Origin of the sequence: Pleomorphochaeta sp. (assembly GCF_050031695.1) — a bacterium.
Lineage (GTDB): Bacteria > Spirochaetota > Spirochaetia > Sphaerochaetales > Sphaerochaetaceae > Pleomorphochaeta.
In genome coordinates, this window is record NZ_JBNAIC010000016.1 from 85647 (window position 1) to 98432 (window position 12786).

General features: G+C 29.3%; 9 protein-coding genes. 6 read left to right on the forward strand and 3 right to left on the reverse strand.

Going from position 1 to position 12786, the window contains the following annotated elements; genetic code table 11:
* Positions 1-185: 185 nt before the first annotated feature.
* The 6 genes from ACPKM0_RS03480 to ACPKM0_RS03505 all read left to right on the forward strand — a co-directional run bounded on the left by ACPKM0_RS03480 (position 186) and on the right by ACPKM0_RS03505 (position 9671).
* Complete coding sequence (locus tag ACPKM0_RS03480; RefSeq protein ID WP_472473417.1) at positions 186-1781, forward strand: hypothetical protein; 1596 nt, start codon at positions 186-188, stop codon at positions 1779-1781.
* Positions 1782-1785: 4 nt separating this feature from the next.
* The gene (locus ACPKM0_RS03485) at positions 1786-3111 is read left to right on the forward strand and encodes a hypothetical protein (RefSeq protein ID WP_472473418.1); all 1326 of its coding nucleotides are present in this window, start codon (positions 1786-1788) and stop codon (positions 3109-3111) included.
* Between the two features lie 198 nt (positions 3112-3309).
* Complete coding sequence (locus ACPKM0_RS03490; protein WP_472473419.1) at positions 3310-4932, forward strand: Na+/H+ antiporter NhaC family protein; 1623 nt, start codon at positions 3310-3312, stop codon at positions 4930-4932.
* Between the two features lie 109 nt (positions 4933-5041).
* Positions 5042-6214, forward strand: coding sequence for a mannose-6-phosphate isomerase, class I (gene manA / locus ACPKM0_RS03495; RefSeq protein ID WP_472473420.1), 1173 nt, complete (start codon positions 5042-5044; stop codon positions 6212-6214).
* Positions 6215-6750: 536 nt separating this feature from the next.
* Complete coding sequence (locus tag ACPKM0_RS03500; RefSeq protein ID WP_472473421.1) at positions 6751-8043, forward strand: L-cysteine desulfidase family protein; 1293 nt, start codon at positions 6751-6753, stop codon at positions 8041-8043.
* A gap of 215 nt (positions 8044-8258) precedes the next feature.
* Positions 8259-9671, forward strand: coding sequence for an MFS transporter (locus ACPKM0_RS03505; RefSeq protein ID WP_472473422.1), 1413 nt, complete (start codon positions 8259-8261; stop codon positions 9669-9671).
* Between the two features lie 53 nt (positions 9672-9724).
* On the opposite strand, the gene ACPKM0_RS03510 is transcribed toward ACPKM0_RS03505, so the two are convergent.
* Genes ACPKM0_RS03510 through ACPKM0_RS03520 form a run of 3 tightly spaced genes read right to left on the reverse strand, consistent with a single transcriptional unit; the run spans position 9725 to position 12778 of the window.
* Entirely contained in the window at positions 9725-10555 is an 831-nt protein-coding gene (locus tag ACPKM0_RS03510; RefSeq protein WP_472473423.1) for a carbohydrate ABC transporter permease, read from the reverse strand.
* Positions 10548-11456 (reverse strand): carbohydrate ABC transporter permease, encoded by a 909-nt coding sequence (locus ACPKM0_RS03515; protein WP_472473424.1) that lies wholly within the window; start codon positions 11454-11456, stop codon positions 10548-10550. The genes ACPKM0_RS03510 and ACPKM0_RS03515 overlap by 8 nt, the downstream gene beginning before the upstream one ends.
* A 59-nt stretch (positions 11457-11515) precedes the next feature.
* Positions 11516-12778, reverse strand: a complete 1263-nt coding sequence (locus tag ACPKM0_RS03520) for an ABC transporter substrate-binding protein (protein ID WP_472473425.1) — start codon at positions 12776-12778, stop codon at positions 11516-11518.
* Between the last annotated feature and the right edge of the window lie 8 nt (positions 12779-12786).

Consider the following 12786-nt stretch of genomic DNA (forward strand, 5'->3'; position numbering starts at 1 on the left):
ATAAATGTGGGAAAAAAACAAAAAAGTATATAAAAATCTTAATATTTCGTAACTTTTTAGTGTTATTTATACTTTGATATTGTAGAATGTATTTGCTAAATGAATTGTTTTTTAGTGTCGTTGTGTTTTGATTGTATATTTTATTAGTTAATAAAATATTTTTTAGAGATTTTTTTGGAGGAAATATGAAGAAAAGAAAAATTAGTTTATTAATAGTCCTTTCTATAGTATTTTTGCTATCCTCATGTGATATTTCAACTTTGTTAGATTCATTTAAAGGTAATGTTTATGAGGATGTGTTCGATATGGACTTAGTGGGTGAACAAGCTCAAGATGCTGTAAATAGTGTTGTTGAAGCAAGTGAGCCAGAATCGGTTAGTGAAGATGAGGCAGTTGATAGTTCAGGTAATGTTAATGTTGGTGAAGATGCAGTTGATACAATTGTAGTACCTGATGATATTGCTGAGGATGTTGAAATACCTACAGCTGATGTAGATGATGTAGATGATCTTACTCCTAATACTGTTGCTGTTTTTAATGAAGGAGTTCCAACTCTTCCTGTACAAGATGAAGATGAAAAAGATGAAATAAAAGCTACAGTTAATCAAGCATTATCAGGTGAAGGCGAAGATTCATTTATTGAAAGCTTAGAAGAAGATGCTGAAGAAGAACAAATTATTGCTGCTCACAATACTAAAGTGATAGCAAATAAAGTTTTAAATAAAGTAAACGGTGAACTTGAAACTTCAGGTGTTCCTGAAGGTGTAAGCGATGCAATCTCAGCATTAGCTGATGAATTAGGTAATAAATTACCTGAAAATCCAACTCAAGCAGATATTTTAAATGCACAACTTGTTGCAAATTTAGCAAACAGTATGGTAAATGCTTTGACTGTAATGGCTGGTGATGGTGATTTATCAGATATTGATGATATTGATACTGATGATCCTGAGGTTCAAGAAGCACTCGATAATGTTAGAAGTGATGCCGCTTTCTTAATTAATGTAGCAAGAGCTCAAGGAGCTACTTCAGACCTTATTAATAGTATTGATCTTACAAATATCCTATCTTTATTTGAAGGAGATGGAGAAGAAGCAAGACTTGCAAGAGCTGCTATTACTGACACAGTTGATGAAAATTTCTTACCTTATTTAAATGCTTTTAAAACTTCTATTAATTTAGTTTTAACTAAAGTTTTAGGCGTTGATATAACATCTAGTACTCCTGAGATGGATTATGAAACTTTTAAAGCAGCTGTATCATCTTATAGCTTACAAAGAACGGCATTTGATTTATTTGTTTCTAGTTCTGAAGGGTTAACTTATGAAACAATAGATGGAGATCAAAGAAGTAAATATTGTGGTATTACTGGTGTAGTAAATTATACATTAGCTACAGTATTTGATAATGTTAAACCTGCATTAGATAAGATTGAAGAAGCTCTAGAAGGAGGTTCAACTCCTTATACAATAGAAGAAATAGTTAATTTAGTATTACAAGCTAATACAGATTTTATAGATCCATCTGAGTATACAGCCCCATTAGAATATACGATTCCTGATGGTATATCAGACATAGATATAGAAGCCTTACAAACTGAATTAGACATAACAACTAGTGTTGAATTATATATTACTAATGTTCGAAGACTTGCAGAATTAGGTGTTCCAAAAAATGATCTAGAAAATAGTGTATTGATACAATTAGTTGATGAAATAGAGACTTCTATTGATGATGCTCTTAATGGTGGAGAATCTGGAGATTCTGGAGAAGGAGAATAGATTTATGAAAAATATAAAAAAAATATTAATTAGTTTAATTCTAATAGGCCTTATTTCTTCAACATCAGTATTTGCAGATCCAGATCCTGGTTTATTAGATTCAGCAACTCAAGAAGCAAGAGTTTCAGCATTTATGCCTACGAGTAGTCATAGAATGGCAATGGGTAGTGCTGGTTTAGGTTTAGCTGGATTTTATGATAGTTATTTATACAATCCTGCAAATATAAGTAAAGATGGATTTAAATTTGTTTTACCATCTATCACATTAACTGTAAATAATGTCTATAATTTGATGGAACCAGATTCTGGTGAAAATGTTGTTGAACTAGCTCAACAAGTTGGGGATAGTGATGAAGCTGCTATAGATTTAGCTACTTTATTCTTGAAATCAATACCTTTTGGTTATGGTGAAATTTTAACTCTTGATGCTAATACTGGTTTTAAAACAAGAAATTTTGGACTTGATTTAGCAGTTCAAGAAAAACTAAGAAGTTATAATGGTGGTAGTGATTATACAACCGCATCTGCAATAAGTGAAACAAGCGTTGCTTTAACAGCTGCAATTGGTTTTAATGTTCCATTAGTTAGTGATTATATTACCCTTGATCTTGGTGCTTCTGCTGCTTTTAATTATAAAATGTATTCATTAGCAATTGATGCAAATGAAATTCTTAACTTATTTAATCATATGGATGAAGGTGCAGATCTAATATTAGAAAATATACCATTTGCAAGTGGTTATGCAGTTCCTGTAACTGTTGGTGCAAATCTTAATCTTCCTCTAGGTTTTACTATTAGTGGAGTTGGAAGAAACTTTAATGGTAATTATAATATGGTTGCTTATAGTAACTTAAAGAGTTTAATAAACAATGATGAGACTATAGTAGCGTTTATAGGTGAAGATACTTTTGATGATGAAGAAAGTGAAGTAACAATTTCTGATGAATTTAGTGTAGAAGTACCTTGGACATTAGATTTAGGTGTTGCTTTTGCTCCATCAACTCCTTTAGACGGAGTATTAAAAGCTCAATTAGCTTTAGACTTTATTGATTGTTATTCATTAATCGAAGATGCAATTAAAGAAACTAAAACTGCAACACAACTAAAAAGTGATGCCTTAGAATCTATAAATATAGGAGCTCAAGTTAGATTGTTGAATTTACTTGATGTTAGAGGTGGATTTAGCCAAGGTTATAAGAGCATTGGTTTAGGTCTAGATTTATTAGTATTACATCTTGATGCTTCATATTATTGGAAAGAATATGGAGAGGTTTTAGGACAAAGTCCATCGGATGCACTAAGTGTTAAATTCTCATTAATTAGTAGATAACAAAGTATTATATATTAGCCCCTTAGCTACGGTTAGGGGGCTTTTTTATGCATTATTTATTACTATAGAGCTTAGCTATAGTCTAATTTGTGTTATTATAGTAACATACACTATAATAAAACAACAAATGTGTTAAAAACTATATACAATATCACAAAAATATGCTAATTTGTTATCCATTGAAAAAAGAGGTGACAAATGGAAAATTTTGGTGCATGGGGATTAATTCCTCCCATATTAACAATTACATTAGCCTTTATTACAAAAGATGTAATAATAGCTTTATTTTTAGGTATATTATCTGGTTCATTAATTGTAGCTGGTGGAAATATATTTTTAGCAATATTAAGTTTAACTGATATGTTGGCTTCAAGTTTAAATGATGGTTGGAATATAAGGATATTTTTATTCTGTGCATTATTAGGCGGACTTGTTGGTATGCTAAGTAGAACAGGAAGTGCAAGAGCTTTTGGAAATTGGGCAGCAACTAGACTACATAGTAAAAAATCAAGTTTATTCATGACTTGGATTTGTGGTATTATTATCTTTATTGATGACTATTTTAATTCATTAGCCGTTGGTACAGTTATGAGACCTATAACAGATAAAAACAAAATACCTAGAGCAAAATTAGCATATATATTAGATTCAACTGCAGCTCCAGTTTGTATTTTAGTTCCAATTTCTTCTTGGGTTATTACTGTTATGAGTTTGATTAAAGGATCTGAAGGTTTTGATCAATTAAATATTAGTGAATTCTCATTTTTTATGAAGAGTGTACCATTTAATGTTTATGCAATTTTAACATTAATAATGGTTGTTACAATAATTATAACATCTAGAGATTTTGGCGCTATGAAAAAAAGTGTTGAATATGCAAAAGAAACAGGAAAATTATATAATGAAGAATTTGGCCCAGCTCCAGGAGATATAAAACTTGAGGGTGATGATAATGCTAAAAAAGCTAAACCATTTGATATGTTATTCCCTATTATATTATTAATTGTATCAGCTGTTATTTTATTCCCTTTAACAACTTGGTTAGCATCTATAGATGGAGATACAATTACAAGTTTATCTCAATCTATTGCTATGATATCTGTTGGTGAAGCTTTTAATAATACAGATGCTTCAATGGCACTATTTTATGCGGTAATAATAACTTTATCACTTACTTATTTATATTATTTAATTAGAGGTTTATTCACTATTAAAACTGCTAGTGATTCCTTAATTGAAGGTGTTAAGAGTATGGTACCTGCATTAATTATTTTAACTATGGCTTGGACAATTGGTGGAATTATAAAGTATTCACCAGCTGATGGAGGATTAGGTTTAGCCTCATATCTCTCTGATGTAGTAGTGGGGGGAGGATTCCCATTAATGTTAGTACCTATGATAGTTTTTGCTTTATCTGCTTTAATTTCTTTTGCTACAGGTACTTCTTGGGGTACTTTTGCAATAATGATTCCAATTATAATGCCAATTATCGTTGGGCTAGGTCAAGCTAGAGGATTAGATCAAGCATCATTGATTAATGCTTGCTTATTTGGTGTAAGTTCAGTATTAGGTGGAGCTGTATTTGGAGACCATGCATCTCCTATAAGTGATACAACAATTTTATCATCTACAGGTGCAAGTTGTCCTCACTTAGAACATGTTAGAACACAGCTACCTTATGCGATTACAGTAGCTTCTTGTGTATTTGTTGGTTACTTTATTGGTGGTTTATTTAATATGAGTATAGTAGTTACATGGATTGCTTCATTAATTAGTTTTGCTCTTTGTATGACCTTTTTACCAAAAATATTAAATAAATAAAAGTTTTTATAAAAGCATAGCCTACTTTCTAAAGAGAGTAGGTTTTTTTATTGTTTATCTAGTTGTTTTATAATATTATTAGGATAAATAAAATAAATAGGGATATGTTATGAATAAATATATTAAGATTGAACCTAAAGTAATGGAATATGCTTGGGGAAATAAAGATTTTATACCTACTTTAATTAATAAAGAAATTGATGGAAATCCTAAAGCTGAATTATGGATGGGAACACATAGTGGAGCACCTTCACTCATTGAAGGTAGTGATAAAACTTTAGAAGATTATCTAAAAGAACATGTTTGTTTTTTTAGTTCAGAACACGTTCAAAAGTTTAATGATAATTTACCTTTCTTATTTAAAATATTAGCTATTGAAAAGCCTTTATCTATACAATGTCATCCAAATTATAAAGAAGCAAAGATTGGTTATGACAATGAAAAAGAATATAGAGAAAATAACCCTAGATCACTTTGGAATTATAAAGATGATAATAGAAAAGCAGAGGTTATTTTTGCATTAACTGATATCACCGCTATGTGTAGTTTTTTAAGCGATGAAGAGATATTAACTAATTTAAAAACCTACATTCCAAAAGGTTTTGATAAATATATTAGTAGTAAATTTATTGATAATAAAAGTAAGGCAGAAGTTGTTTTTGATTATCTTTATAAAGTTGATAAAGAAATATTAAAAGAATTAATCACTGAGTTATTAGAAAACGTTAAAAACTGTGAGAATAAAAAAGGTTCTTTTTTCACTAAAGAGGGAATTATTAATAGAGTCAAAGATGAATATCCACTAGATAGTGGCTTATTTGCTCCTTTATTTTTAAATGTTGTTCATCTTAAAAAGAATGAAGCTCTTTACTTAGAACCTCGTTTATTACATGCCTATGTTTATGGTAATGGAATTGAATTAATGAGTGCATCAGACAATGTTCTTAGAGGTGGTTTAACTAATAAGAAAATGGATGTTGATGAATTAATGAAAGTTATGCGTATCAGCCAAGACAAAATAGAATTATGTAACACTCGAAGAGATAAATATAATAGAGAAATTGTAGAAACTCCAACTGAAGAGTTTACTTTATTATATTTTGATAAAGGGGATTATCAAGTTAAAACTAAAAACCTTGAAATGTTATTATTCTTAGATGATAGTGTTTTAACTATTGATAAGAAAGACGTTGAAATAAAGAAAGGGGATGTATATGTAATTTGTGCAAATACTATTTATTCCCTAAAAAATAAAGGTCAAGTTTTTGTAGCAACTTGTTAATTAATTTAATTAGTATATATTATTAATAGTGGTAAGTTATATCTTCGATATTTATTAATACTGCTGAAATATTTTTTAGATTTTATAATTTAGGTGGAGTTGAAGCTAAAAAAAATAAGAAGTATTGTTCTCGTGAGTATTTTATAGCAGATAATTTTAAATGGTAAAAGTATTATGACTAATCATTTATTTTAGAGATAAAAAACTATACTATTTTTTAAGAAATAATATTTTATTTAACAGAAAAAAATTTAATAACAGATGTTGAATTTAAAGATACTGAGAGATTATTAATTGAATAATATAAAACTATTATATCAATTTTATCTCTTGGTATTAACTAGTATTTTTTATACTAGTTTTTTTTATTTCTGACTTAATTCTTTTATAGGTAATAAATAAATAAAACAGAGATTTCTATATAACCAAATATATGATATATATATTTATGATTTACTAAAAATAATTCTTAAAAAAGTTGAAAAGCTAAATTTTTCTACTTGTTAATCAATGATAACTATGTTATATTTCTAGCTATGGAAAATATAAGATTTGTTGATTTATTAAATAAAGAATTAGTTATTGCAATGGGATGTACTGAGCCGGCTGCAAGTGCACTTGCAGGTGCTAGAGCTGCAGAATTATTAGAAGGTGATGTTGATAAAATATATGTAGAAACTAGCCGTGATATGGTAAAAAATGCTATGGGCGTTGGAATTCCAAATTGCAAAAATAAAGGGATTCAGGCTGCTGTTTCATTAGGGGTTGCAGGTAGAAGTATCGAAAATGGTTTAGGTATATTATCGGACGTTTCACAAGATCAAAGGGATAGAGCTTCAAAATATAAAGTTGAACTTACCATGGTAGAAGATGTTCCACCCCTATATATAAAAGTTACTTTAAAAAATGATAATCATGAGAGTGTAGCTATTGTAAGTGGGAACCATTCATATTTCTCATATTTAAAAAAAGATGGAAAAGTATTAGTTGATGAGCCATTATCAAAAGTTAGTGAAAAAGGAAAAGATTCTAACTTTATGGCAGATGTCTCATTAGATGAAATTGTTGATTTCGCAACTAATTTACCTAAAGAATCTTCAGATCTTTTAATTGGGGCTGCTACAACAAATTTAGCTATTTCTCATCATGCTCTTACAAAAGAATATGGTTTAGCAGTAGGTAAACATACATATGAAACTTTAAATGATCCTCCAACTTCTTTAGATGAAGCTTTATCTTTAGGTGCAACTTTAGCAGCTAGTGCTTCAGATGCTAGAATGGCGGGGTGTCCTTTTCCTGTAGTAATTAATAGTGGTAGTGGAAATCAAGGTATTACTATTACTTTACCAATTTATACATTAGCAAAATATTTAAATAAAACCGATGATCAATTAGCCTCAGCTCTATGTATAGGAGAGTTAGTTGGACTTGGATTAACAGCAAAAAAAGATAGATTATCAGCTCTATGTGGAGCTTTTACTGCAGCTATTGGTACTGCATGTGGTATGGTCTATTTATTAGATGGTACAACGAGTGAAATGAACAGAGCTATTAATATTATGATAGCAAATTTAACTGGTATTATTTGTGATGGTGCAAAAAATACTTGTGCTCTTAAAATTTATTCATGTGTTCAAAGTGCTGATTTAGCTCTAAGATTAGCTATGAAAGGAAGCTCTCCTAGCGAAGAAAGTGGTATTGTTGGAATGGATAGTGTTCACAGTATCGATTATTTATCTAGAATTAGTCATGAAGGTATGGAACAAACAGATAAAACTATTTTAAAAATCATGATGGAAAAACAAAAAGAAAGAGAAGAAAAATGTTAATTAAATAAAATACAACTTCTTTTATTTTTTATATCTTTAGTAAAGGCAACTTATTTATTTAAGTTGCCTTTTGTACTTTTTAAATAGATTAGTATTAGAAATAAGTTGTTATGATATAAAAAGATAAGTAATTGTGTAATAGAAAATATAATAGTTATTTTCTAAATAAATCTATGATATACTGACTTATTACAAAACAAAAGAGGTTAATTATTATGCAAAAAGTACCTTTGAAGAACAAAGTCTTGTTTGGTATAGGTGATATGTATGCAGGTGGTGCATTTTTAATAGTTGGTTTATTATATTTAAAGTTTCTAACTGATGTTGTAGGACTAGCCCCTTCTCTAGCTGGAACCGTTTTTTTAATAGGAAAAATTTGGGATGCTGTATCAGATCCAATGATGGGTGTAATATCCGATCATACTAAATCTAAATTTGGTAGAAGAAGAATATACTTTTTATGTGGGATAATACCAGTATTTGTTACCTTTTCTATGCTTTGGATGAGAATTTCTAATAGCTCTCAAATATCCATGTTTTTATATTATTCTTTTAGCTATATTTTATTTAATACAGGCTTCACTATGGTTCAAGTACCATATAATGCAGTTTTAGCAGATATGACTAATTCCTATAAAGAAAGATCGATAATGAGTGGTATTAGGTTAACCTTTTCTGCTATTTCTGCAGTAATTGCAGGAACTATTCCTATGTTATTAATTAATTTAAAAGGATATACATTTATGGGATTATGTTTTGGCATTTTTTATGCGATTCCATGGATCTGTGTATTTCTAGGTACTTATGAAAATAAAGAGCATTATGAAAATGTTGAAAATGAAACTATTAAACAAGTTTTTAAAAATCTTCCAACTATCTTCACAAATAGAAGTTTTAGGCATCATGCTGGCTTATTTATTTCAAGTCAAAGTGCTGTTGATTTTTTAACTACATTGTTTATTTATTATTTAACTTATGTATTAAAGAGGGAAAATGAATTTTCATTAGTAATGGGTGCGATGTTAATTGTTCCAATATTTATGGTACCGAGCTATACCAAAATTGCTAATAAATATAATAAAACAACACCTATGCACATTGGTTTGGTTGTTTGGATAATTGTATTATTTATTGCTTTATTTTTAAGAGAGGGGCAACCTAGTTTTCTTATTTATACTGTTGCAGTATTTAGTGGGGTTGGAAGTGCAAGTGCATTATTTGTTCCGTGGTCGATTTTACCAGATATCACTGATGTAGATGAATTGATTTCTGCCAAAAGAAGAGAAGGCCTATATTCAGGAATGGCTACACTACTTAGAAAAATAGCACAAGCTGCTGCAATCTTTTTAGTAGGTGTTATATTAGATTTAGTAAATTATGTTCCTAATGTTGAGCAAACACCTCTAGCAATATTTGGTATTAGATTAATGTTCTCTATAATTCCAATTATCTTATTATCTATAGCATTATTTTTTTCTTATAAATATAATCTTACAAAAGAGAATCATGCAATTATAATTGAAGAGATTGATAGAAGAAAAAATCATAAAGATGAAATAGCAAGTGAGAATACTATTAAAGTTTGTGAATTGGTAAGTGGAAAAAAATTTGAGGATTTAAAATTATAAAAAAAATATTATTGAAGATATATATTTATATCTTCAATAATTAAATATCTTTTTTATCCTTTTACACCGGATAAAGCTATTCCTTGAACAAAGTATTTTTGTAAAAATACGAATAGGATAATAATTGGAACAGTTGCCATAGTAGCTCCTGCCATTATTTGATTATAGAAAATCCTATTTTGTCCTTGAAGTAATGCAATACCAACAGATAATACTCTTGAACTTTCTGATGAACTAATTATAAGTGGCCATAGATAATCATTCCATGAATACATTACTGTAAATATTAATAATGAAATTAAAGCAGATTTAGTAAGTGGCAAATATAATGATCTAAAACAACCAAAGAATGAATATCCATCAATTCTCCCAGCTTCTAAAAACTCATCAGGTAAAGACATGTAATATTGTCTTAATAAGAACATTCCAAATGCACTGAACATACCTGGGAGAGCTACTCCAAGTAGAGTATCAACTAATCCTAGATTTCTCATAATTATATAGTTAGGTACTAAAATCATTTGAGGTGGAACCATTAATACAGATAAAAGTACCATAAATACTAAATTTTTACCTTTAAATCTTAATTTAGCAAAAGCGAAAGCTGCCATTGAACAAAAAACTAATTGAGAAATTGTTCTAATTACAGTTAAAAATATAGTGTTAGTGTAAAATCTTAAGAAAGGAATAACTTTTACAACTTCACTATAGCTACTAAATAATAATTTTTCAGGAAAGAAAGTAGGTGGAACTCTTGTTAATTCCGTTGTAGACTTTAATGAGGATAATATCATCCAAATAAAAGGTACTGCGTTAATAATTCCAAAAACTAATAGAACTATAAATAATATAATATTTGTTTTATTTTTTCTTACATTAAGCATAATGGACCCACCTTTTTTGAACTCTAAATTGTATTACTGTAATTGTTAAAATAATTAAGAATAATATAAATGATTGAGCTGATGAATATCCCATTTTAAAATAAACAAATCCATTTTCATATATGCTCATAACAATTGTACTTGCTGCATTTTTTATTCCCATAGCAGGATCGGCACCTAATATAATAAACGCACTATCGAATACTTGGAAACAAGAAATTAATTGTGTTATTAATATAAAGAAAATTGAGGGTGATAAAAGTGGTAATGTGATTGAAGTAAATTGTCTAAAAGGGGAGGCTCCATCAATTCTTGCAGCTTCATAATAGATTTTTGGAATTCCCTTTATACCAGAAATAATGATTATTAAATCATAAGCAACACCTAGCCAAATTCCAATAAATATTATTGAAATTAAAACATATCTAGAATCTGATAACCATGGAATAGGATCTAAATTCATAATAGTTAATATCTTATTTATTAAACCGTAGTCTAAGTTTAATAACCATTTCCAAACTAGAGTTGCCGCAACTGGCATAGTCATAAGAGGTAAGAAAAAAAGTGTTCTTAAGTTTTTAACATCAAAAATATCTTCTTTTGATAAAAATGCACCAAAAATAATTACAATTAATAAAATAGCTGGAACAACTACTAAGCTGTAAATAAAGGTATTTCTAATTGAATGAATGAATAATGAATCATGAAATAAATTAAGAAAGTTTTCTATATTAATAAATTTCATTTTTGATAATCCGTTCCATTCAAAAAAGGCTAGAAGAATTGACCAACAAATTGGAATTAGGTAAAAAACAACTAACCCAATTGTATTCGGGAAAATCATTGCCCAACCTTGAGTACTTTCTTTTTCAAAGAATTTTTTTATTTTATTGTCTGCCATATTTTCTCCAAACGGTTTTATAAGAATTCTACCGAGATTTCTCTCGGTAGAAAAGTGAATTAATCTTCAGTGGCTAATATAGCATTCATTTGATCTGCTATTGAATTCATAGCAGTAGTTACATCAGTATTGCCTAAGAAACAATCTTTAATTTCGCTTGCTTCAATACTCATCCATTCTGAAGTTTTTTGTGAAACTGGATAAGGATGTGAATAACTTTGAGCATCAATGTATACTGATAAGTTATAGTAAGGTACTGCATCAACCCAAGCTTGTGCTTTACCTTCGTAAGCTGGGATAGTAATAGCTGATTGTGCTAATGAATCATTAAATTCAGGAGAAATTAAATAGTTAATTAATTTCCAAGTAGCTTCAGGGTATTTAGTATTTGCATATCCTGCCCAACCTAACCCATGAATAATAGTTTTTCTTTCATTAGTATTAGGACTTTTTGGAAGTGGTGCGAAATCAACTTGGTCGCCTAAAGAATCATTAATTACAGGTACATACCAAGAACCAATACTTGTCATTGCAGCGTTTCCACTAGTAAATACATCGTATGGGCTGTTTAATTCAACCATTTGTTGACCAGTAGGAGATACTTCATATTTGTAAATCAAGTCAATTAAGAATTGAATTGCATCAATACTATTAGGATTGTCAAAACCAGATGATTTTCTATCTTCACTAATAATGTCTCCACCATTCATTACCATGTAGTTATAATATGCTGCTTGGTTTTCATAGTGAGATAAGTAACCATATTGTTTACCATCAGCTGTTTCTTTGGTTAATATTTTTGCAGCTGTTAGCATATCATCCCAAGTCCAATCTTCATTAGGATATTCTAAATTAGCTTCATCAAACATAGTTTTATTATATGCAAGAGCAATTGTGTCAAATTGTTCAGGAATTACATAATTATCACCATCTTTTGAATATTTAGCTATTAAATCTTTAGGGTATTTACTAATATCTACATTACTTTCACTGATATAATCAGTTAAATTTAGTAGTAAATTATTGTCTGTATATTTTGGGAAATTAGGAACGTTCATCCAAAAAACATCTGGTGCAGTCCCTGCAACAGTAGTAGTTTGAAGTTTTTGCCAATATTGACCCCAAGGAACAATACTTGTTTCAACAGTTATGTTAGGGTTTTCAGCCTCAAATTTTTCTAAAGCGCTATCAATAACAGGCTTTTGTACATTATCCCAATACATTAATTGTAATGTGATTTGTTCGTCTTCTGAATTTCCTTGTGCGAAAAGAGGTAGTATCATAGCCCCTAATAAAACTAGCACAGCAATTGTCTTCTTCATATAATCCT